General features: G+C 72.4%; 17 protein-coding genes. 12 read left to right on the top strand and 5 right to left on the bottom strand.

What is annotated here, in order from left to right; genetic code table 11:
- The first annotated feature begins 82 nt into the window (after positions 1-82).
- Entirely contained in the window at positions 83-811 is a 729-nt protein-coding gene (locus tag IO36_RS03085) for a chaplin (protein WP_037615747.1), read from the top strand.
- A 269-nt stretch (positions 812-1,080) separates the two neighbouring features.
- Positions 1,081-1,938 carry a GNAT family N-acetyltransferase gene (locus IO36_RS03080; RefSeq protein ID WP_037615746.1) on the top strand — a complete coding sequence of 286 codons (858 nt, stop codon included), beginning with the start codon at positions 1,081-1,083 and terminating at the stop codon, positions 1,936-1,938.
- Positions 1,939-1,972: 34 nt separating this feature from the next.
- On the opposite strand, the gene IO36_RS03075 is transcribed toward IO36_RS03080, so the two are convergent.
- Both IO36_RS03075 and IO36_RS03070 read right to left on the bottom strand, forming a co-directional pair.
- The gene (locus IO36_RS03075; protein WP_037615745.1) at positions 1,973-2,716 is read right to left on the bottom strand and encodes a hypothetical protein; all 744 of its coding nucleotides are present in this window, start codon (positions 2,714-2,716) and stop codon (positions 1,973-1,975) included.
- Positions 2,700-7,061 (bottom strand): aminotransferase class I/II-fold pyridoxal phosphate-dependent enzyme, encoded by a 4,362-nt coding sequence (locus IO36_RS03070; RefSeq protein WP_051899974.1) that lies wholly within the window; start codon positions 7,059-7,061, stop codon positions 2,700-2,702. Before IO36_RS03070 ends, IO36_RS03075 begins: the two co-directional genes overlap by 17 nt.
- Positions 7,062-7,593: 532 nt before the next feature.
- Between IO36_RS03070 and IO36_RS03065 the strand changes: the two genes are divergently transcribed.
- Complete coding sequence (locus tag IO36_RS03065; RefSeq protein ID WP_037616150.1) at positions 7,594-9,411, top strand: glycoside hydrolase family 15 protein; 1,818 nt, start codon at positions 7,594-7,596, stop codon at positions 9,409-9,411.
- Positions 9,412-9,523: 112 nt separating this feature from the next.
- Here IO36_RS03065 and galE read toward each other — a convergent pair whose 3' ends face one another.
- Both galE and IO36_RS03055 read right to left on the bottom strand, forming a co-directional pair.
- Complete coding sequence (galE, locus tag IO36_RS03060) at positions 9,524-10,579, bottom strand: UDP-glucose 4-epimerase GalE (protein ID WP_209441145.1); 1,056 nt, start codon at positions 10,577-10,579, stop codon at positions 9,524-9,526.
- Positions 10,580-10,792: 213 nt separating this feature from the next.
- Positions 10,793-11,542: an MBL fold metallo-hydrolase gene (locus tag IO36_RS03055; RefSeq protein ID WP_037615744.1), complete on the bottom strand. Its 750-nt coding sequence runs from the start codon at positions 11,540-11,542 to the stop codon at positions 10,793-10,795.
- 267 nt (positions 11,543-11,809) lie between these two features.
- Here IO36_RS03055 and IO36_RS46630 point away from each other — a divergent pair, with 267 nt between their 5' ends.
- Both IO36_RS46630 and fusA read left to right on the top strand, forming a co-directional pair.
- Positions 11,810-11,950 (top strand): hypothetical protein, encoded by a 141-nt coding sequence (locus IO36_RS46630; RefSeq protein ID WP_158997172.1) that lies wholly within the window; start codon positions 11,810-11,812, stop codon positions 11,948-11,950.
- Positions 11,951-12,088: 138 nt separating this feature from the next.
- Positions 12,089-14,191, top strand: a complete 2,103-nt coding sequence (gene fusA, locus IO36_RS03050) for an elongation factor G (protein ID WP_051899941.1) — start codon at positions 12,089-12,091, stop codon at positions 14,189-14,191.
- Positions 14,192-14,308: 117 nt separating this feature from the next.
- Here fusA and IO36_RS03045 read toward each other — a convergent pair whose 3' ends face one another.
- Positions 14,309-14,713 carry a cupin domain-containing protein gene (locus IO36_RS03045; RefSeq protein ID WP_037615743.1) on the bottom strand — a complete coding sequence of 135 codons (405 nt, stop codon included), beginning with the start codon at positions 14,711-14,713 and terminating at the stop codon, positions 14,309-14,311.
- A gap of 203 nt (positions 14,714-14,916) precedes the next feature.
- Here IO36_RS03045 and IO36_RS03040 point away from each other — a divergent pair, with 203 nt between their 5' ends.
- The 7 genes from IO36_RS03040 (at position 14,917) to IO36_RS03010 (ending at position 23,027) form a co-directional block, all read left to right on the top strand.
- A complete protein-coding gene (locus IO36_RS03040; RefSeq protein ID WP_037615742.1) occupies positions 14,917-15,507 on the top strand; it encodes a carboxymuconolactone decarboxylase family protein in 591 nt (196 codons plus the stop codon).
- A complete protein-coding gene (locus tag IO36_RS03035) occupies positions 15,504-17,081 on the top strand; it encodes a sugar ABC transporter ATP-binding protein (RefSeq protein ID WP_245173102.1) in 1,578 nt (525 codons plus the stop codon). Before IO36_RS03040 ends, IO36_RS03035 begins: the two co-directional genes overlap by 4 nt.
- Positions 17,078-18,091: an ABC transporter permease gene (locus IO36_RS03030; RefSeq protein WP_037615741.1), complete on the top strand. Its 1,014-nt coding sequence runs from the start codon at positions 17,078-17,080 to the stop codon at positions 18,089-18,091. The genes IO36_RS03035 and IO36_RS03030 overlap by 4 nt, the downstream gene beginning before the upstream one ends.
- Before the next feature lie 210 nt (positions 18,092-18,301).
- On the top strand, positions 18,302-19,264 hold the full coding sequence (locus IO36_RS03025) for a sugar ABC transporter substrate-binding protein (protein ID WP_037615739.1): 963 nt from the start codon (positions 18,302-18,304) through the stop codon (positions 19,262-19,264).
- Positions 19,265-19,492: 228 nt separating this feature from the next.
- Entirely contained in the window at positions 19,493-20,404 is a 912-nt protein-coding gene (locus tag IO36_RS03020; RefSeq protein WP_037615738.1) for a LysR family transcriptional regulator, read from the top strand.
- Positions 20,405-20,547: 143 nt separating this feature from the next.
- Positions 20,548-21,468, top strand: coding sequence for a VOC family protein (locus tag IO36_RS03015; RefSeq protein WP_037615737.1), 921 nt, complete (start codon positions 20,548-20,550; stop codon positions 21,466-21,468).
- A 110-nt stretch (positions 21,469-21,578) separates the two neighbouring features.
- Entirely contained in the window at positions 21,579-23,027 is a 1,449-nt protein-coding gene (locus tag IO36_RS03010; RefSeq protein WP_037615736.1) for an NAD-dependent succinate-semialdehyde dehydrogenase, read from the top strand.
- Positions 23,028-23,029: the final 2 nt, after the last annotated feature.

The raw sequence follows: 23,029 nt of genomic DNA, 5'->3' as shown, positions 1-23,029 counted from the left end.
TAAGCCATAACTCGGATCGTCCACCGGCGTTCTAGGCAATGTGGGCGAGCGTCCACGTCGTTGTCAGGAAGGCAGTGAACGTATGAAACGGGTGACCCGAAATGGTCTGATCGCCGCGGCGGCCGCCTCCGGCGCGCTGGCGGCGGTCGTGCCGGCGCACGCCGATTCCGCGGCGGACGGCGCGGCGGCAGGCTCGCCCGGCCTGATCTCCGGCAACACCGTCCAGCTCCCCGTGCACGTCCCGGTGAACCTGTGCGGCAACACGGTGAACGTGGCCGGGCTGCTCAACCCCGCCGTGGGCAACCGCTGCGCCAACACGGGCGGCGGAGGCGGTGCCGACGGACGGCACACGGGTGCCGGAGCGCACGGCGGGGCCGCCGGTCACCACGGCACGGGCGGGCCGGGCGGCCGCAATGACGGCGGTGCGGTCGCACACGGCCGCGGAAAGGATTCGCCTGGAGTGCTCTCGGGCAACGGCCTGCAGCTTCCGGTGGATCTCCCGGTCAACGTCAGCGGCAACTCCGTGTCGGTGGTCGGGGTCGGCAACCCGGCCGTCGGGAACACGTCGGTGAACACCCCGGGCACCCGGCCGGTGCGGGCGCACCACCCCGTGAAGCCCGCCCCGAAGCCGTCCACCCCACCCGCAGCGACCCCGGACGCCCCGGCGCCGGAGAGGGCGGTGCCAGGGACCGTGGCGACGCTCGCCCACACGGGTGCCGACGGCACGATGTCCGCGGTCGCGGCGAGCGCGGCGATGCTTCTGGGCGGTGCCGTCCTGTACCGCCGGTTCCGCCCCGCCGCGGTGCGCTGACCCGCGACGGTCACGAACGGGAGGCTCCGTCGGACGGGTGACCGGCGGAGCCTCCTCCGCGTCCGCGCGCCGCCCGGATTCCTGAGGGCCGGGGCCGCCCGGGGCGCCGCGGGCCGGGCGCGGCGGTGAAGTGGCCGAATCCCTTCCCGCGCGCGGTGCCCGTCGCTGCGGCCGGCACGGAGATCGGCGAGGATGCACGCGGGCGACCGGCCGGCGCACCGCGCCCCCGTCCGCCGGGGCCCCTCGACCCGTACGCATTGGAGTGCTCCATGACCTCTCCGGGATCCGGCCGCCTCGTCGTCGGCCAGGCCACGCTCGACGACTGGAAGGTGGTCGGCGGCTGGGCGGCGGACGAGGGATGGAATCCCGGCCTCTCCGACAGCGCGAGCTTCTTCGTCCAGGACCCGGAGGGCTTCTTCATCGGGCGCGTCGACGGGGAGCCGGTCTCGGCCATCTCGGTGGTCAACTACAGCGCCGACTATGCCTTCCTCGGCTTCTACCTCGTCCGCCCCGATCTGCGCGGGATGGGATACGGCCTCGCCACCTGGGAGACGGCCCTGGCCCACGCGGGTGACCGGACCGTCGGTCTCGACGGCGTCGTCGCCCAGCAGGACAACTACCGCAAGTCCGGATTCGAACTCGCCTACCGGACCGTCCGGTTCACCGGCGTGGCCCCGGTGGAGCGGCAGCCGTCGGGCGTGCGCGCGGCCGGGCCGGCGGACCGCGCCGCGATCACGGCGTACGACGGTGCCTGCCACCCGGCCGACCGGCCGGCCTTCCTGGAGTCCTGGCTGACCGCCCCGGGGCACCGCGCCTACGTCCGGCACGGCGAAGGCGGCCGGATGAGCGGCTACGCAGTGATCCGCCCGGCGCGCGACTCCCTGCGGATCGGCCCCCTGTTCGCCGACACCGCCGAGGACGCCGGCGCCCTGTTCGCCGCGCTCGCAGCCGACGCGGACGGCCGGGCGCTCGCCGTCGACGTGCCGCAGACGAACACGGCGGCCGTCGCCCTCGTCGAGAAGCTCGGTCTGACCCCGTCGTTCGAGACGGCCCGCATGTACACCGGGCGGGTCCGGGACCTGGCCCGTGAGCGCGTCCACGGGGTGACGTCGCTGGAACTCGGCTGACCGGCGCCCGAACACACGGGGGAGCGGCGGTGGTTCACCCCGCGGGACGGGCCGCCGCCACCCCGGTGAGCAGGATCATCCCCGAGTCCCCGTAGTCGGGCAGGGTCGGGTCGGAGGGGATGCGGTCGACCGTGAGCTCGTCGGTGAGCGGGGCGAACACCTCGGTGACGACGTCCGTGTCCACCGGGCAGCCGGGCCAGCGGGAGTCGGCTCCGATCCGGTAGGTCGGCATGTTCTCCATGAAGGCGGCGACCAGGTGGCCGCCCGGCGCCGCGCACCGGACGAACCGGCGGCAGAACTCCTTGAACTCCTCGAAGTCCTCGGTGGCCCCCTCGGCCACGAAGTGCATGGAGGCGAGACCGTAGCCGCCCGGTTCGATGGACCGCAGGTCGCCGTGCACGAGGCGCACCGGGGCCAGCGACTCCTCCAGGGTCTCGGGGACCTCCGGGTTGAGCTCCCGGCACAGGGCGTGGAAGGGCAGCCAGCTCCGGTCCGGCGGCCCGCTCAACTGGCGTTCCAGATAGGCGGCGTTGGAGGCACCCGCCTCGACGGCGTCGATGTGGCGGCTCGCGGCGGACGCGAGCACCAGCGGATACAGGTTGGGGCCGGCCCCGACCTCCACGGAGCGGGCGACGCCGTCCGGCTCCAACGCGCGGTAGAACGCGCTGTGGTGGGTGATGACCGCCGCGTCCGAGGGGTGCAGCTCACGGTAGTTCTCGGCCAGGTAGTCCTCGACGGGCCAGCTGTCCCAGTTCACGTCGTCATTGAGGACCGCCATCGCGGACTCCGTCCTTCGGCCGCAGCCGATAGCGCTCGGTGAGCCGGGTGAGTGTGTCGTTGAGCTGGTCGACGTCCTCGTCGGAGTTGAGCGCGGTCAGCTGGACGCGGAAACCGACCCGGTCGCGGGGCACCAGGGGATAGGCCGCCAGGGTGACGTAGATGCCGTTGTCCCACAGGAATTCGCCTACCGCGTCCAGGTCGTCGGCGTCGCCCAGGGGGATCTCGATGATCGGCAGGCGGTCCGTGTTGAGCGTGCCCGCCCCCAGCTCCTCCAGATGGTCCAGGACCCGCACCGTCTTGCGGTACAGATCGGCCCGGATGTCGTCCCCGCGGCGGTCGTTGACGTCGAGGCCGGCCAGCGCCGTGGCGAGCGAGGCGGTGGGCGAGGGCCCCGAGTAGAGGTAGGGGGCAGCGGCGGTCTTGAGCCGCTCCTTGAGCGAGGTCGGCAGGGCGAGGAAGGCCAGCAGTGACGAGTACGCCTTGGAGAACCCGCCGACCAGGACGATCCCCTCGTACGTCTCCCCGGTGTGCCGTACGACGCTGTTGCCCCGGTCCCCGTACGGACACGACTCGTTCGGGCCGCGCTCCCCGATGACGCCGAACCCGTGCGCGTCGTCGATGTACATGAGGGCGTTCCGCGGCCTGCACACCTCGGCCAGCCGGGGCAGCGCGGGGATGTTCCCGCTCATGCTGTTCACACCGTCCAGACAGACGAGCCGGGGCAGGTCGGCGGGCGCCGCGTCCAGCATGGCGGCCAGTTCGTCGAGGTTCTCGGCGTGGAACCGGCGCAGGGTCGCGCCCTGCCCGCGGGCCCCCACGCAGCCGTCGAACACCGTGCGGTGCGCCGTGGCCTCCACGAAGACATGGCCCTGGCCCGCGAGGACGGGGATCACCGAGGCGTGGATCAGGGTCGCCGTGGGGAGCAGCAGCGTGTCCGGTGCGCCGAGCAGGTCGGACAGCCGTTCCTCGATGTCGGGGTACAGGCGGGGACTGCCGATGAGCCGGGACCAGCTGGGGTGGGTGCCCCAGTTGCGTACGGCCGGCTCGATCGCCTGGATGATCTCCGGGTCGCAGTCGAAGCCGAGGTAGTTGCAGGAGGCGAAGTCGATCATCCAGTGGTCGCCGCTGCGGATGTGCCGGCCGCGCACCTCGTCGAGCACGGCATCGCTCATGGGGTTGGTCTGCCGCAGGTGCTCCAGGTCGCGCCAGCGCCTGGAGCGGCGGGTCGCCTCCGTCTGCCCGCCCTCGCCCGGCGTGCCACCGGTCCCCGCCGCCCCGGGCGCACCGGACCCCTCCTTGCCCGGTTCTGCGGAAGCCGGCTCGGTCTGTTCCATTCCGTACCTCGTTTGCGCCGTCGCGGCGGCCACGGCCGGGGTGCGTACCCCGTCGCGCTGCCGCAGGAGGAACTCGCTCTGCTGCACCGTCATCGGCCGGGCGAAGAGGAACCCCTGTCCGAACCGGCATCCCATGCCGGCCAGGAGGTCCCGTTGCACCGGGTCCTCGATGCCCTCGGCGATCACCTGGATGCCCAGGGTGTCGGCGAGGCCGACGATTCCCTCGACGAGCGCGACCTGACGGGTGTCCAGCGCGATGTCGTCGATGAACGTCTTGTCGATCTTCAGCACGTCGACGGGGAAGTCCCGCAGATACCGCAGCGACGAGTAGCCGCTGCCGAAGTCGTCGACGGCTATGTGCACCCCGAGGTCCTTGAGCGAGTACAGCACCGCCTGGATCTGGGCGTCGCGCCGCATCAGCACCGTCTCGGTGAGCTCCAGCTGCAGTGACCCGGGGGCGAGCCCCGGTGTCTCCAGCGCCTTGCGGACCTCGTCCAGGAACCCGCTGTCGCGGAACTGGCGGGGGGAGACGTTCACTGAGACGTACGGCGGGTCCGCCTTGTCGGCGGACCGCTGGAGTCCCGCGATGTCGGTCGTGGCGTTCGACAGGACCCAGGCGCCCAGCGGTGTGATGTGCCCCGTCTCCTCGGCGAGCGCGATGAACTGGTCGGGCGGAACGGGGTCGTGCTGCGGATGCGGCCAGCGCGCCAGAGCCTCGAACCCGACCACCTCGCCCGCGGCGATGTCGACCACCGGCTGGTACCGCAGCGTGAACTCGGACCGGGCCACCGCGCCGTCGAGCCGGGCCTGCAGATCGTGGCGTTCCACCATCCGCACCCGCAGCCGCGGCAGGAACCGGCGCCACTGCCGCTTGCCCGCCGCCTTGGCCGCGTAGAGAGCCAGGTCCGCGTGGCCGAGGAGCTCCTCGGCGTCGGTGCTGTCGCGGGCGGTGGCCACGCCGACGCTCGCGGACACGCTCACGGAGCCTTCGCGGAGGCTGAAGGGCCGGCTCAGCGCCTGGATCACCTGGGCCGCGAGGAGCTCGGCGTCCAGCGGCTTCTTCGCGTCCTCCATCAGCACCGCGAACTCGTCGCCGCCGAGCCGGGCCGCGGTGTCGGTGCGGCGCAGGGCACCGGAGAGCCGTTCGCCGACGGCGGTCAGCAGATGGTCGCCGGTGGAGTGGCCCATCGTGTCGTTGACCATCTTGAAGTCGTCGAGGTCGATGAAGAGCAGACAGGTGAGCGTCGTCCCGCGGCGGCTGCGCAGCAGGGCGCGCTCGATCCGCTCCAGCAGCAGGGTTCGGTTCGGCAACCCGGTGAGCGGGTCGTGGAACGCGCGCTCGGTCAACTCGTGTTCGAGGCGCCGCTGCTCGGTCACGTCCCGCAGGGTGATGACGAGCCCGGAGACCGTGGGGTCCTCGCGCAGGTCGCTGCAACGCACCTCGACCTCGATGCGGCTGCCGTCCCGCAGCACCCACCAGTGGTCGTGGGTTTCCAGGGTTCCCCTGGTGCGCAGGGCGGCGAGCCCCCGGACGACCCGGGCCCGGTCGCTCCCGTCCACCAGGTCGGGCAGTGGCGCCCCGGTCAGCTCCACCTGGCCGAACACGGCACGCGCGGACGGGCTCGCGTACCGGATGGAGTTGTCGTCCTCGACGATGAGGATGACGTCCGAGGCGTTGCGCACCAGGGTGCGGAAGTACGCCTCGCTCTCCTTGCGGATGATCTCCTGGCGCAGCGCGATGCGCTCCACCGCCAGACCGGCGTGCGAGGCCAGGATCTCCAGCGAGCTCTGGACCTCGCGGAGCTGCTGCTCGGGTCCCGCCGCCATCAGCACACCCGGCAGATGCCCGGTCGGCTCGTCGGGCGGGATCATGGGACACACGAGGGTGATCGGCAGACCGCCGAGCCGGTCCTTGATGTCCGCGCCGAGCTCCGCGGTGGGCACCATGTGCGAGCGGCGGGTCGCCAGCCCGTTCGCGTACTCGGCCGGCAGCACCAGGCTCCGGTGCTCGGCCTTCGGCCCGAACAGGGTGCTGACCGTGGTGGCGCACGCCCACTCCACGTCCGTCGGCCGCACCGCCGCGACGAGTGAGGTGGCCGCGGTGCGCAGGGCCAGTTCCCGCGCCACGGCGTTGCGGTGGGCGGCCACCATCCCGGAGAGGCGCAGCAGCACCAGCAGGAAGAGGGCGGCGGAGAAGACCGCGATCACGGCGGCGTCCTGGGCGTTCCCGCGCCGCCCTTCGTAGAGCAGGATCGCGGGTGCCACCAGGGTGGCCGCGGTGAGCGAGAGCAGCCGGCGGCGGGTGGGGCGCAGGGACTCCCGCCGCACGACGGGCCGGGTCAGTTCGACCATGGAGGGATGGAGCCCGGCGAGCCCCCACGCGGTGTAGAAGACGATCCAGCCCGAGTCGAGCAGGGTTCCGGTCTGCCACAGGTCGTTGAGCTGAAGGATCCCGTACGCGATGTCGAAGGTGAGCAGGGTCGCGGTGCCCAGCACGAGGAGCCGCAGGGCCGGGATGCGGCCCCCGCCGGGGCTGGACACCAGCAGGCGGGCCATCATCGCGAGGACGAGGACGTCTCCGAGCGGGTACGCGATGCTGATGGCCCGCTGCTGCCAGGTCATGCCCGGCTCATGGGTGAGCGGCTGCACCAGGAACACCCAGACCGGCAGCGCGAGCCCCAGGGCGAAGATCAGCGCGTCCAGCAGGCTCGGCAGGTCGTGGCCGGGCCAGCGGTAGTGCACGAGCCCGTAGAGACCGGCCGCGAACAGGGGATAGGTGGCCAGGTAACAGGCGTCGGCGGCCGACGGGAACGGGTTGTTGAAGTGGAAGTACGACTCCATCACGTTGTACGAGGTGTCGCCCGCGGCGAAGGCCAGCAGCCCGGCCGCCAGCAGCAGCCACGGCCAGCGGTGGGCCGGGCGGTTGAGCTGGATCCCGGTGAGCATCGCCGCCACGCCGCCGAGTCCGATGACGGCCCACAGCGGGGTCCGTGTCACGGCGATGACCATGTAGACGACGGTCGTGACCGCGACCAGGAGGGCGTACACACCGAGGCGCTGGGGCCGCGGCAGGACGCCGGTGAGGCGAGGTGCCCGCACGCCGAACCGCCTCCCTACGTCGGACGGCACAGGACCGTTGCGTCGGACGGCACAGGACCGTTCGCCGGTTCCGGGGCATTGTTGATCGTAGGCACGGCGGGTGGACGGGTGCATCTCCTGGCGATCTCGGGCCGCGGTTGTCCGCCCCGTCCGGAGCGGGTGCGGCGCTCCACCGGCCGTCCTGCCGCGCCGAGTTAGGGACCGGTGACCCCTCGGGGGCCGGCCCGCGGTACGGCGTCGGCCGTCCCGAGCCACGGCGCCCGCCGCCCTGGGCCATGCGCCGGCCGCCCTCCGCCGCGGTCCCTGCTGCCCTCCGCCGCGGTGTCCGCTGCCCCGGGGCGGGTCGGCCGACGGCCGAACCTCCTGGTCAGGATGCGGTTTCCGGGTCCCCGGCCTTATGCTGAAGAGGCGCGGCAAGGTACATGGCGGCGTGGCTTCGATCATGAACGCACCCATCGAGGACTACGCCCTCATCAGCGATCTGGAAACCGCTGCCATGGTCGGCAGGGACGGTTCCATCGACTGGCTGTGTCTGCCCCGGTTCGACTCTCCGGCCTGTCTGGCCGCGATCCTGGGGACACCGGACAACGGATTCTGGCGGGTGGCCCCCGTCTCCCGGGCGGTGCACGCGCACTGCGAGAGCCGGGCCTACCGCCGCGACACCCTCGTCCTGGAGTCCCGCTGGGAGACTCCGACGGGTGCCGTGCGGGTCGTCGATTTCATGCCACCGCGCAGTCAACTCCCGTGCATCGTCCGCATGGTCGAGGGGCTGTGGGGGACGGTGGCGATGCGCAGCGAACTGCGGCTGCGCTTCCACCAGGGCCGCGTGGTGCCGTGGATCCAGGCCGGTGAGTCCTGCACGGTCGCGGTCGCCGGACCGGACGCCGTCTGGCTGAACGCCGAGGACATCGCGGCGCGGCCCGGCGGCGGGAACTCCACCGTCCACGAGTTCACCGTGCGGGCGGGGCGCAGGACGACCCTGACGTTCGTGTGGGCCCCCTCGTACCGCACCGAGCCGCCCGCCCCGCTCGCCGTGCCCGCCGAGACGGTGCTGAAGGAGACCGGGGACTTCTGGCGGCGCTGGACCGCCCAGTGCCGTTACGAGGGGCCCTGGCGCGACGCGGTGGTGCGTTCCCTGATCACCCTCAAGGCGCTCACCTACGCGCCCACCGGCGGCATCATCGCCGCCCCGACCACCTCGCTGCCCGGTTCCCTCGGCGGCGAACGCAACTGGGACCACCGCCACTGCTGGCTGCGCGACTCCGCGCTGACGCTGTCCTGTCTGCTGCGCGGCGGCTACCGCGACGAGGCGACCGCCTGGGTGGGCTGGCTCGTGCGGGCCGTGGCGGGGGACCCGACCGCTCTCCAGACCGTGTACGGGGTCGCCGGCCAGCGGCTGCTCCCGGAGACGGAGGCGCCCTGGCTGCCCGGCTACGAGGGCTCCCGCCCGGTCCGCTTCGGCAACTCGGCGGTGAGCCAGTTCCAGCTCGACGTCTACGGCGAGGTGCTCGACGCGCTCCTGCTGTCGCTGCGCGCGGGTATCCCCATACCGGGCCATGTGTGGCGGCTGGTGGAGGGCATGATGGGCTACCTCGCCCGGCACTGGCGCGAGCCGGACCAGGGGCTGTGGCAAGTGCGCGGCCCGGCGCGGCAGTTCGTCCACTCCAAGGTCATGACCTGGGTGGCGGCGGACCGTGCGCTGCGGATGGGCGAGCTGCTGGGAAGGAACGGCTCCTCGACCGGCTGGCGGGCCCTGCGGGACGAGGTGCACGGGCAGGTGTGCCGGGAGGGCTGGAACGCGGGGCGGGGATCCTTCGTCCAGTCCTACGGATCCTCGGAGCTGGACGCCTCGGCGCTGCTGATATCCCGGCTGGGTTTCCTGTCCCCCGCGGACGAGCGGGTGCGGGGGACCGTGCGGGCGATGCGGGAGCTGAACCACGGCGGCTTCGTACGGCGGTACGCGCCCGACGGCCACGGCGTGCACGGGGTGGACGGCATGCCGGGCAATGAGGGCGCGTTCGTGGCGTGCTCGCTCTGGTACGCCGACGCCCTCGCCACGACCGGGCACCGCGCGGAGGCCACGGAGGTGTTCGAGCGGGTGCTGGGGATCCGCAACGACCTCGGTCTGCTCTCCGAGCAGTGGGACCCCGACGCGGGCCGTCAACTGGGCAACGCGCCGCAGGCGTTCAGCCATCTGGCACTGGTGGAGACGGCGTTCCTGCTGTCGGAGTCCGAGCGCGAGCCCCAGTCCGAGGTGTAGGGCCGCTCGCGGGGGCGCGGGGGCGCGGGGGCGCGGGGGTGCGGGGGTGTAAGGGTGTAGCGGGTGTGGTGTACGGGTGTGTCGGGTGTACGCGTGCGTGGGTGCCCTCGGGTCAGCCCTTGGCGGACGGGCGCCGGGCGGAACCGGCGTAACCGTGCGGGTTGAGCTGCTGGAACCGCCACGCGTCCCGGCACATGTCGGCGAGGTCCCGCTGCGGGTGCCAGCCCCAGGCGCGCGCCACGGCGGAGGCGTCGGCCACGAGTTCGGCGACGTCGCCGGGACGGCGCGGCACCATCTCGTACGGAACGGGGCTGCCGCAGGCCGCGGAGAAGGCGGCGATCACGTCGAGGACCGAACTCCCTTTGCCTATACCGAGGTTGAAGACGTGCATGCCCGTGCCGTCGGCGAGGTGGTCGAGCGCGACGCGATGGGCCTCGACGGTGTCCATGACGTGGAGGTAGTCGCGGATCGCGGTCCCGTCCGCCGTCGGATAGTCGTCGCCGAAGACCCGGAGGCGCTCGCGTCGTCCGACGGCCACCTGGGCGAGCGCCGGCAGCAGGTTCTCCGGGGAACCGCTCGGGTCCTCGCCGAGGAGTCCGCTGGGATGGGCGCCCGCCGGGTTGAAGTAGCGCAGGCACAGCACGGTGTACTCCGGGTGCCGCGCGCAGACGTCGGCGAGGATCTGCTCGCAGACGACCTTGGAGGCGGCGTACGGATTCGTGGGCCGGAGCGGGGTCGACTCGTCGAGTGCTCCATGGCCGGCGTCGCCGTACACGGAGCAGGAGGAGGAGAAGACGAGCTGGTGGACACCGTGCTCGTGCATGGTCTTCAGCAGCGCGGTCGTTCCGCCGACGTTGGTGTCGTAGTAGTCGATGGGCATCCGTGTCGACGTGCCGACGGCCTTGTGCGCGGCGAAGTGCACGACGGCGTCCACGGAGTGACGGTCGAAGACGGCCGAGAGGGCACGCCGATCACGGATGTCCAGCTCATAGATGGTTCCGAGGAAGCGGCCCGCGATGCGTTCCACGCGGGCGAACACCTGCTGGCTGCTGTTGGAGTAGTCGTCGACCACGATCAACTCGTAGCCGTGGTCAAGCAGTTCGACACAGGCGTGACTACCGATGAATCCTGCGCCGCCCGTGACGAGAATGGTCGAGGGGGCACTCATGGGCCCGGCTCCTTCGTGTGCGCGGGCGGAGGTGGGAAGGAGAGCGCCGCGCCGGCACGGACGCGCCCGGGCGCGACGGCTCTGAGTCATACAAGGTAACTACGTATATTTACGATGTATATGTACAACTCTGCACCCGTCTGTCCGGGGCGTCAAGCGGGCGGTGCCCACCGGGGGAGCGGCCCGGACGGCGCTCCCCCGGCGGGGGCGCCGTCAGCCCGCCAGCTCCCGGGCGCGCTGGGCCGCCCGGTCCACCGGGGCGCGGTGCACGGGGCCGTGGCCCGGGAGCAGCACGTCGGCGCCGAGGGCCTCGATGCGGTCGAGCGAGGCGAGGGCCCCGGCGCGCTCGGTGTCGAACATCCTCGGCAGGAGCTGCGGGCCCTGTATCCGCGAGGTCGGGTGACCGCTGACCAGGGCGTCGCCGGAGATGAGCACCCCCGCCTCGGGCAGGTGGTAGACGCAGTGCCCGGGGGTGTGGCCGGGGGTGTGCACGGGGACGGGCCGGCCGGGCAGGTCGAGCGGGCCCGCGTGGGGGAAGGCCTCCGGCTTCGTCATGGTCACGTCCGCCGTACCGCCGGAGCGGATGGCGTGCACCGCCCAGGGCAGGACCCCGGGGCGCCAGGCCTGCCGTATGACCTGTCCGATGCTCACCTGGTGGAGGAATTCGCGGCGCGCGTGCGGCACCTCGGTCTCGTGCAGCTGGACGGGCGTGCCGTAGGTGTGGTTCAGGAACTCGGCGGAGCCGAGGTGGTCGCTGTGCGCGTGGGTGATCAGGACGGCGGTCACGTCCTCGGGGGCGTGCCCGAGGGTCTTGAGGGACGCGAGGAGCCATGCGCGGTCGCCCGGATATCCCGTGTCGATCAGGGTGACCGAGTCGCCCTCGGAGAGCACCACCCAGTTGGTGTTGCTGCCGTGGACCAGATGAACTCCGGCGGCTGCCTCGACGATCGATTCCTCGCGCATGACCATCCTGACTCGGATAACTGCGGGTGCCCCTGGAGGCTCTGACAGGGCGAAACGTATCGCGAGCGCGATCCGCGCGGTGCCCGGGCGTGGCCCTCGCGCCGCCGGGCCCGCCGGGAGCCCGCCCCACGCCCTCCCACCGTCCGTGCCGCCGGGCGTGAACGTCCCCGTGCGACCCGCCCTCGGAAAAATACGGTGCCCCGCCCGCGCCCTGTTCCCTACACTCGCCACGAACCGCACACCACCGCTCCGGGTGCCGTGTGCGCCGTGACGAACGAGGGGAGCCGGGCCGTGCGCTACCGCACCGCTGTCGTGGTTCCCCCGTCCCAGTACGAGGTGATCCTCGTGTCCTCGTGGGACCGGTACCGGCTGCGCGGCCGGAACCGGACACCCGCGACGACCCTCTGACCTCCGCCCGTACGGCGGCGACCGCACGCCCGGTCGCCGGTCGCCGTACCCGGCGGAGGCACATCACCGCCTGAACCCAGGTGTGTCGTCCGGGAATCGCGCCGACCCGATTCCGGATCGTCCGAAAGGCCCTCGGCCGTGCGTACCGACCTGCACCGTCACCTCACCGACTCCGTCACGAACCCCCTCGCCGCCGTCCGCAACCTGGGCATCCTCGCCCACGTCGACGCGGGCAAGACCACCGTGACCGAACGGATCCTCTATCTCACCGGCACCATCCACAAACGCGGCGAGGTCCACGACGGCACCACCGTCACCGACTTCGACCCGCAGGAGCGCGACCGCGGCATCACCATCTTCGCCGCGGCCGTGACCTGCGCCTGGGACGGCCACCGGATCAACCTGCTCGACACCCCCGGCCATGTCGATTTCTCCGACGAGGTGGAGCGCTCGCTGCGCGTCCTCGACGGCGCCGTCGCCGTGTTCGACGCGGTGGCGGGCGTGGAGCCGCAGAGCGAGTCGGTGTGGCGCCGGGCCGACCGGCACGGAGTCCCCCGGATCGCCTTCGTGAACAAGCTGGACCGCGCCGGCGCCGACCTCGACACCGCCGTCGACTCGATCCGCGAACGGCTCCACCCGGCGCCCCTGGTGGTCCAGTTGCCGATCGGGACGGAGGACGCCTTCACCGGAGTCGTCGACCTGCTGCGGATGCGCGCCCTGGTGTGGGCCGACGGTGCCGAGTCCGCCGAGGAGACCGCGGTGCCGCCGGACCTGCTGGAGGAGGCCCGGCGCAGGCGACGGCTCCTGGAGGAGGCGGTGGCCGAACTCCATCCGGCGGCGCTGGAGGAGTTCTGCGACCGTTCCACCCTCTCGGCGCCGACCCTGGCGGCCGCGCTCCGCGACCTGACCCGTACCGGCGAGGGCGTGGTGGTGCTGTGCGGCTCGGCCTACCGCAACCGCGGTGTCGAACCGCTGCTCGACGCGATGGTGGCCTACCTGCCCTCGCCGCTCGACGTGCCCGCCGTGCGCGGCACCCGGGACGGCGCGGAGCAGGAACGGGCCGCCGACCCCCGAGAGCCGTTCGCGGCCCTGGTGTTCAAGGTGAACGCCACCGCGACCGGACGGCTGACGTACCTGCGTGTCTACTCGGGCACCGTGGAGAAGGGACAGGCGGTCGTGGACGCGGGCACGGGACGCACCGAGCGGGTCGCGCGCATCCTGCGGGTGCGGGCCGACCGGCACGCGGAGCTGGAGCGCGCCGTGGCCGGTGACATCGTCGCCGTGATCGGGCCGAAGAACGCCCGGGCCGGCGCGACGCTGTGCGCGCCCACGGCGCCGCTGCTCCTCGAACCGCCGGTCGTCGCCGACCCGGTGGTGTCCGTGGCGGTCGAGGCGCGCCGCGCCACCGACACCGACCGGCTGGTGTCGGCGCTGGCAGGTCTGGCCGAGGAGGACCCCTCGCTGGTCGTCCGCACCGACCCCGAGACCGGGCAGACGGTGCTGTCGGGCATGGGAGAACTGCATCTGGAGGTGGCGGTGGAGAAGATCCGGCGCGCCCAGGGTCTCGACGTCGCCGTCGGGCGCCCGAGGGTGTCCTACCGGGAGACGGTCGTCCGAGGGGTCTCGGGTCTGGTGTACCGGCACGTCAAGCAGGACGGCGGCGCGGGCCAGTTCGCCCATGTGGTGCTCGACGTCGAGCCGCTGGGCCCGGAGTCCGGCGGCGCCGGGGGACCGGTGGCGGGCTTCGAGTTCCGTTCGGCGGTCGTCGGCGGCCGGGTGCCGCAGGAGTACGTCCGTGCCGTGGAGGCGGGCTGCCGGGACGCGCTCGCCGAGGGTCCCCTCGGCGGTCACCCGGTGACCGGGCTGCGGGTCACCCTCACCGACGGGGCGACCCATGTGAAGGACTCCTCGGAGACGGCGTTCCGCGCGGCCGGCCGGTTCGGGCTGCGCGAGGCCCTGCGCGCCAGTGCCATGGTTCTGCTGGAACCGGTCGCCGAGGTCACGGTCACCGTGCCCGAGGAGGCAGTGGGCGGGGTGCTCGGCGACCTCGCGGCCCGGCGCGGCCGGGTCTCGGGCTCGCTCGCCCGGGTGGGCACGGCGGTGGTCACCGCCACCGTGCCGCTGGCCGAACTCTTCGGCTACGCCACCCGGTTGCGCAGCCGGACCCAGGGCCGGGGGACGTTCACGACCCGTCCCGCGGGTCTCGCGCCGGCCCCCGCGGCCGGGGCGACCGCCCGGTAGTCCCGGGCGCTCGCGCTCCCGACGACGGCCCCGCCCCGACCGGGGCGGGGCCGTCCGTCCTTGCCCGGACCGGCCGGAGCGGGAGGCCCTCGGACCGGGGGTTCGGCCTCGCGCCGCTCACCCCATCCGGTCCTCGTCCGAGAGGTGCTCGACCGTCTCGCCGGTCCCGGTGAAGGTGCGGGTCACATGACCCGAGGAGTACACCCACAGGATGCGCAGCGGACGGTCGCCGACGTTCCGGAACAGATGGGGGACGGGGGAGGGGACATAGGTGGTGTCGAAGCGCGTCAGCCGCGTCACCTCCCCGTCGACGACCACCTCCGCCTCCCCCTCCAGGACCGTCACGTGCTCGTCGCAGTTGTGCGAGTGCAACGGTGCACCGGAGCCCACCGGGTACACGCTCATGCCGCTGGTGATCCGGTTCTCCCCGCCGGCCGAGCGCGTGGTGATGAGCGGTGTCGTGACGACGGCACCGCCCCGGTCCAGCGGGGGCACGGACGCGGCTTCGATGATCGTGGTCATCCCGGGTTCCTCTTCCGTCGGCGGAGATGCGTCGACCGACGGTAGGTCGCGTCCCCGCCCGCGGGTGCCGTCCGGCGTGCAGTTTTACCTTGCGTTCCGGGAAGGGTGAGCTTCCCGCACCCGGCTGTACCGTCGGCTGGCATCGCACGGCACCCCCGTTCGTGCCGGACACACGCCGGAAAGAAAAGGCAGGTGGCAGCCACATGAGGCTCCCCGTTCTGACCGATGAGGACATGGAACCGCGCCAGCGGGAACTGGCCGCCCGCATCGCCGGCCGGCGGGGCGCCGTCCGCGGTCCCTTCCGGGTCTGGCTGCACAGCCCGGAGATGTGCGAACGCGCCGAATCCCTCGGCGCCTTCGCCCGCTTCGACTGCAGTCTGCCCCGGCACCTGCGCGAACTGGCCCTGTTGATGGCCGCCCGGAACTGGGACGCCCAGTACTCCTGGAACGCGCACGTGGACCAGGCGATCGCGGCGGGTGTCCCCGAGGCCGCCGTCGCGGCCGTCGCCGAGAAGCGCGAGGCGGTCTTCGAGGACGAGGCGGACCAAGCCTTCTACCAGTTCTGCCGCGAGGTCCTCGAGGAGCACTTCGTCCGCGACGAGACCTTCGCCCGGGCCCTCCGCCACTTCGGGCCCACGGGCCTGGTGGACACCATCGGCGCGCTCGGCAACTTCACCATGCTCGGCATGTGCCTGAACACCTTCCAGGTGGACCTCCAGGCCGACCGCGAACCGCCCTTCCCCGACATCCGCGGCCACGGACGCCTCGCCCGGGGCGAGGGACCGCGACCGTGACCACCCTCACGGACCAGGACACCCAAGGAGGCCCCGCCGTGACCCCGAGGAACCCGACGCCCGCGGCGGCCGGCGCCGACACGGCCCGCGGCCCCGTGCTGCGCGTCCGCGGCGTCGGCAAGAGCTTCGGCGGCGCCGCCGCGCTCACGGACGTCGACCTCGACCTGTACCCCGGCGAGGTCCACGCGCTCATGGGCATGAACGGTGCCGGGAAGTCGACGCTGGTGCAGATCCTCTCGGGCGTCCACCAGGCGGACGCCGGCACCGTCGAGGTCGACGGACAGGCCCAGCCCGCGCTGACCGTGCGCAGGGCCCGGAAGCTCGGCATCGCCTTCGTCCCCCAGCGCCGCGAACTGGCGACGGACCTGAGCGTCGCCGAGAACGTCCTGCTCGGCGATCTGCCCACCCGGCACGGCGCCGTGCGCTGGAGGCAACTCAAGTCCGAGGCGCGGCGCGCCCTTTCGGGTCTCGGCATCGACATCGACGTGGAGCGGACCGCCGGATCGCTCACCGTCGCCGAGCAGACCATGGTCGAGGTGGCGCGCGAGGTACGGCGCGGCGGCCGGATCCTGGTCCTCGACGAGCCCACCGCCTGCCTGAGCGCGGAAGCCGCCCACCAGATCAGACGGCTGGTGCGCACCCTGCGCGACGAGGGCGTCGCCGTCGTCTACATCTCGCACTACATCGACGAGGTGACGGCCGTCGCGGACCGGATCACCGTGCTCAGGGACGGAGCCGTCGTACGCAGCGCGCCCGCCGCCGAACTCGGACCGGCCGCGCTGGTCCGCGCCATGGTCGGCCGGGACATCGTCTCGCGGCGCTCCGAACGCCCCGCACCCCGGGACGAGATCGGCCTCGCGGTCCGTGACCTGAGCGACGGCCGGGCCGTCCGGGGCTTCGACGTCCAGGTGCGCAAGGGCGAGATCGTCGCGGTGCTCGGACCGGCCGGGGACGCCCAGTCCCGGCTCTTCGACCTGCTGTCCGGACGGCGCCGCCCCGACACCGGCGAACTCCTCGTCGACGGCGCCCCGGTGCCGTTCGGCCGGGTGGACGCCTCGCTCGCCGGGGGACTGCGCTGCGTCACCGGCGACCGGCGGGCCCTCGGTCTGGTCCCGGGCATGTCCCTGGACGAGAACCTGCTGCTCGCCGGCGACCGCCTCGCCCGCAGGCGACTCCACCGGCGGGGTGAACTCACGCGCCGGGCACGCCCGTTGCGGCGCAGGTACGGGGTGGTCTCGCTGGCCGGCAACCCGCCCGTGAGCGCCCTGTCCGGCGGCAACCAGCAGAAGGTGCTGCTCGCCAAGTGGCTGGGGACCGGCCCCGTCGCCTGCTTCCTCGAGGACCCCACGAACGGCGTGGACATCGCCGCCATGGCCGACATCCACACGCTGGTCGACGAACTGGCCGGGCGGGGAGTCGCCGTGCTGCTCGCCTCCTCGTCCGCCGAGGAGGTCATGCGCCTGGCCGACCGGGTGATCGTCGTCAGCGCGGGCCGCACGGTCGCCGAGCACGACGTCACCGCCATCACCCGCGACGAACTCGTCGCCACCGCACTCGGAGGTCAACCCCAGTGAGCGTCACCACACTTCCCGATGCCCCGGGGACCGGCACCCCGCCCGGCCGCGGACGGCGGCCGAGCCGGCTCGACGCCCTGCGGCGCGCCCCCCACGCCGGTCTGACAGCCGTCCTCGTCGTCGTGGTCGTGGCCACGATGCTGCGGACCGACGCGTTCGCCACCGACACCAACCTGATCAACATCCTGCGCCAGGTCAGCGTCACCGCCGTCATCGCCGCCGGACTGACCCTGCTCATGACCGCGGGCGGCATGGACTTCTCCATGGGCAGCAACGTCTCCGTCACGACCGCGCTCGGGGCGCAGCTGCTGTCGCACGGTCATTCCACCGTCGTCACCGTGGTCGTCACGATCGCGCTCGCCACGATGATCGGCCTGGTGAACGGGCTGGTCGTGACGTTCACCCATGTCGCGCCGTTCGTCGTCACCCTGGCCACGGCGACCCTGCTCGACGGTGTCGCGCTGCTGGTGCTCGACAGCGTCAGCGTCTCCATCGGCACCCGGATGTTCCCGCTCGGCAACGGCGACGTCCTCGGGGTCCCCTACCTGCTCATCCTCGCCGTCCTCGTGCTGGCCGCGACGGCCCTGGTCATGCGGTTCACCGTGTTCGGCCGCGACGCGTACGCCATCGGCGGCAACGAGCACGTGGCCCGGCTCAGCGGCATCGACGTCACCGCCCGCAAGCTCACCCTGTACGCGCTCACCGGCGCCCTGTCCGGTCTGGCCGGACTGATGCTGCTGTCCCGGCTCGGCTCGAGCAGCCCCGGCACGGGCGGTCTCACCCTGCAGCTCACCGCCGTGGCCGCGGTGGTCATCGGCGGCACCTCGCTGGCCGGCGGCCACGGCACCGTCACCGGGACCGTGCTCGGTGTCGTGCTCCTCGGTGTGGTGGCCAACGCGCTCAACCTCCTCCAGGTCTCCAGCAATTACCAGCCGGTGTCCGTCGGCGGCGTCCTGCTCGTGGCGGCGATCGCGAACGAGTTCCACAAGTCCCGGTCCGCACGCAACTGACCCGGGCCCCTCCCGCAGGGAATCGGCCGACCCGGCCCTCTCGCAGGGAATCGACCCGGGCCCCTCCCGCACCACACTTCACTTCCCGCATTCCGCGGTCCATTCCGCGGTCCATTCCGCGGATCGTTCCGCGGTCCGTTTCCCCTGCCTTCCCACGCTTTCCGCGTGCGCTCCGCCCTGCCCTCGTCCCGTCAAGAAAGGCGTACCACCATGAGACTTTCCGTCCGTCACCGTCGCGCGCTCGTCGCCGCGGCGGCCGGTGCCACCCTGGTGCTGAGCGGATGTTCCGACAACGGCGACACCGCTGCCGCGGGAGCCACGTCGGGTGCCGTCACCATCGGATTCGTCAACGGCGCCGACACCGCGTTCCACGCGTGCCTGCAGAAGGCCGTCGAGCAGACGGCGAAGTCGGAGGGCGCCAAGGTCTACACCGCCAACTCCCACCAGAACGCCGGGACCGAGCTGTCCAACATCGAGGACATGATTTCCCGCAAGGTCAGCGCGCTGATCGTGCAGACGGTCAACGTCGACTCGCTCGACGGCGACCTGGCCAAGGCCAAGGCCGCCGGCGTCCCGATCTATCTGACCTCGGTCGCCCCGGGCAACGCGAACGGCATCCTGGGCGCCGCCGTCGTCGACCTCCAGAAGGTGGGCGCCCTGGACGCCGACTGGGTCGCGAAGGACGCGGGCGGCCGGAAGGTGGAGGTCGGGGTGATCGCGGGGGCGCCCGGAGCGGCCTCCGACCTGCTCGTGGGCGGGTTCACCAACGAACTGCCCGACACCGCGAAGGTGGTCGCGAACCAGCCCGGCATGTTCAACCCGGTCAAGGCCCAGGAGGTCGCCGAGAACATGATCCAGGCGCACCCCGGCCTGGACTACGCGTTCGTCGCCAACGAGGAGATGGGATTCGCCGTCCGCAAGGCGTTCGACGCGGCCGGCGCCGAGGACGTCAGGATCGTGACCGTCAACGGCACCGACGAGGGACTGGCCGCCGTCGAGGACGGACGGTTCTCGGCCACCGTGGCCAACTCCGCCATGGTCATCGGGCAGACGGCGGTCAGGAGCACCGTCGGTCTGCTTGCCAAAGAAAAGGTTGACAAGATTGCCAACATTCCTCTTCTCTTGGTCACCAAGGACAACCTGACCAAGGCACCGCAGTACTGCCCCAAGTGACAGCGCCCGCACGCCGAGCGGTGCCCGCGCCGGTGCGTCCGAGCCGCCTGCCCCGTCGTTGCCGGAACGTCCCCGCAGAGCCGCTGCCTGGGCGTTCCGGACCGGCGCGACCCGGGTCCGTACCGCCGTGAGGTCCGTCCGCCGTGACGGAAGCACCACCCGCACACCCGAACGACCGGCACCGCCGCCGGGGCCCGTCCCCGGCGGCCGTGGGCCTCCGGAGGAAACATGGACCGCCTGCTCCTCATGCACAGCCTCGTCACCGTCGCCCAGGCCGGCAGCTTCAACGGCGCCGCCAAGAAGCTGGGCTCCTCCGGCTCCCTGGTGTCGCGCCATGTCGCCGAACTGGAGCGCCAGGTGGGCGTCCGGCTGGTCAACCGCACGGCCCGCTCGGTCAGCCTGACCGAACCCGGGCGGCGCTACGCCGATTTCGCCGCGCGCATCCTGGAGGAGATCGAGGCCGAGGACGCGGGGATAGCCCAGCTGCACGACCGCGCCGAGGGCACGCTCAGCATCATCTGCCCCAAATGGATCGGAAGCCTGGACCTGGGCGACGCGATCGCGGCCTTCTCCGCCGCCCATCCCAAGATCCAGGTCCGCTTCGAACTGGGCGGCATGTCCGACCGGACCTACGACTTCCTGGACAGCGGATTCGACGTGGCCTTCCACACCCGCGACCTCAGGGACTCCAGCGTCCGCCTCAAGAAGATCGCCTCACTGCCGTTCGTCCTGTGCGCGTCCGGGGACTACCTCGCGCGCGGCGGTCCGCTCACCGAACCGAACGAGATCGCCGCCCACGAATGCCTCGTGCACGTCAACGACCCGGTCTGGCGCATCGGCCACGGCCACGCCTCCACTCTGCACAAGATCCGCAACGTCGCCTTCTCCTCCAACTCCTACATCGCCCTGCAGAAGGCCGCCGTGCACGGGCGCGGCATCGCCCTGCTGCCCCAGCGGCCGGCGTACGACGACCTCATCTCCGGCGCCCTCCAGGTACTGCTCCCCGAACTCGCCGTCCCCGACCGGCCCTTGTACGCGATCTACGGGCCCGGGCAGGCCACCCCGCGGAAGGTGAGCGTATTCCTCGATTTCCTCACCGGGTGGTTCTCGCAGAATCCCATTCCCGCGATCCGTTCCTAGGGATTCCCGCACGGGCCGTGGCACCTTCGCACCGCATTCCCCCGGCCGCAAGAAACGATTGCGCATTCCGTCGAACCCGGACCGTTGAGACCGCCGCCCGGCGAAACCTACGCTCGCCGGGCGACCCGCGAAACGAGGAACCCATGGGAATCCAGAGAATCGAATCGGTCACCTACGGCATCGACGACCTCGGCACATGCGTCCGGTTCTTCGACGACTTCGGGCTCCTGCCGCTGGAACGGAGCGACGAGCACGCCGTGTTCGAGACCCGCACGGGCCAGACGCTCCACCTCGACACCGCACCGGGCAGACGCCTCCCGCCCCCGGTGGAGGACGGGCCCACCCTGCTGGAAGTGGTCTGGGGCGTCGACACCCGCGCGGAGCTGGAGCGCCTGGTCGCCGCCGCCGGCCGCGACCGCCCGGTCCGGCAGGACGCCGCGGGTGTGTTCCACACCGTCGACGAGACGGGCTTCGGGGCCGGTCTCGCTCTCGCCCGCCACCGGCCCGCCGACGTCACCCCCCGGCCCGCCAACACGCTGGGCAGCGTGACCCGCTGGAACACCGCGCTGGAGCCGGTCACCCGGGTCCGCCCGCTGCGCATGTGCCACGTGGCGCTCAACATCCCGAAGGAGGGCCGCGAGAAGGCCGTCGCCTTCTACGTCGACCGCCTCGGCTTCCGGCCCACCGACGTGGTCGAACCCATGGGCGTGTTCATGCGGGCTCCCGGAGACGACGACCAGCACACCCTGCTGCTGTGCCACCGCCCCGACCGCGCCGGCGTCAACCACGTCGCCTACGAGGTCCCCGGCTTCGACGACGTCGTCGAGGGCGGCAACCACATGATCGACCGCGGCTGGCGCGAAGCCCGCAGACTCGGCCGCCACACGGTCGGCTCCAACGTCTTCCGCTTCGTCCACGCGCCCTGCGGAGGGCGCGTGGAGTACGCCGCCGACATGGACCGGGTCGACGACACCTACGAGACCCGCGTCCACGCGACGGCCCCGCCGCACCACATCTGGGCCCTGCGCACCAACCGCGACCAGCACGACGCTCCGGCCTCCTGACCCCCGCCCCGCACCGCACCCACGGCCCCCGCGCCGAGGGCCCCACCGCCCCGGACCTCGCGCCGAGGGTTCACCCCGTCACGTCCGCCCGCCTGAGAGGGCTCCCACCCATGACCACCGACCACGGCTATCCCGCCGTCCGCCTCCACATAGCGGGCCGATGGTGCCCGGGCGGCACCGGACGCACCGCCCCGATCGTCAACCCCGCCACCGAGGAAGTGATCGGAGAGGTCCCCCTCGCCACCACCGCCGACCTGGACCGCGCCCTCGACGCCGCGGCCGAGGGGTTCAGGACCTGGCGCGACACCCCCGTAGCCCGCCGCACCGAGATCCTGCACACCGCCGCCGGCCTGCTCACCGAGCGGGCCCCCGAGGTCGGCCGGATCATGACCCTGGAACAGGGAAAGCCGCTGGCCGAGGCCACCGGCGAGGCCCTGCGCGTCGCCGACACCCTGCGCTGGCACGCCGACGACGCCCGTCGCGCCTACGGCCGCATCATCCCCTCCGCCCCGGGCACCCTGCTCTCCGTACGCCGTGAACCGATCGGCCCCGTCGCCGCGTTCGTCCCCTGGAACTTCCCGGCCGGCGGACCGATGCGCAAGATCTCCTCGGCCCTCGCCGCCGGCTGCTCCGTCGTGATCAAGGCCTCCGAGGAGACCCCGGCGACGGCCGCCGCCCTGGTCGGCTGCTTCGTGGACGCGGGATTGCCGGACGGTGTCCTCAACCTCGTCTTCGGCGAACCTGCCGAGGTGTCCGCCCACTTGATCGCCTCGCCCGTCGTCCGGCTCGTCGCCTTCACCGGCTCGGTCCCGGTGGGCAAGCTGCTGGCCGCCGCCGCGGGCGAGGCCATGAAACCGTCCGTCATGGAGCTGGGCGGTCACGCCCCGGTGATCGTCTGCGCGGACGCCGACCCCGCCCGCGCCGCCCGCCGCGCCGCCCGGGCCAAGTTCGCCAACGCGGGCCAGGTCTGCACCTCGCCCAGCCGGTTCCTCGTCCACGAGAGCGTCGTCGACGACTTCACCGCCGAGCTCGTGAAGGCGGCCGAGGCGGTCGTCGTCGGGGACGGCCTGGCCGAGGGCACCACCATGGGCCCCCTCGCCAACGAACGCCGGCTGCGTGCGATGCAGCGCCTGACCGCCGACGCCGTACGCCGGGGCGCCACGGTCCGCACCGGCGGCGAACGACTGGAGCGCGCCGGCTACTTCTTCGCCCCGACCGTCCTCACCGACGTGCCCCCGGACGCGGACCTGATGCGCGAGGAACCCTTCGGACCGCTCGCGCCCGTGACCGCGTTCGCCGACCTCGACGAAGCCCTGCGCACCGCGAACCGACTGCCCTACGGGCTCGCCGCGTACGCCTTCACCGAGTCCGCGGCCACCGCCGAACACCTGGTGCGCGAGCTGGAGGCGGGCATCCTCTCGGTCAACCACTGCGGCGGCTCGGTCAGCGAGGCGCCCTCGGGCGGAGTCAAGGAGAGCGGCTACGGCAGGGAGGGCGGGCCCGAGGCCCTGGACGCCTACCTGATCACCAAGCGCGTCTCCCACCTCCTGGCGGGCTGACC

It is taken from the genome of Streptomyces aureus (assembly GCF_000725495.1).
In the GTDB taxonomy this organism is placed as follows: domain Bacteria; phylum Actinomycetota; class Actinomycetes; order Streptomycetales; family Streptomycetaceae; genus Streptomyces; species Streptomyces aureus_B.
This window is presented reverse-complemented; position numbering and strand designations above follow the sequence as displayed.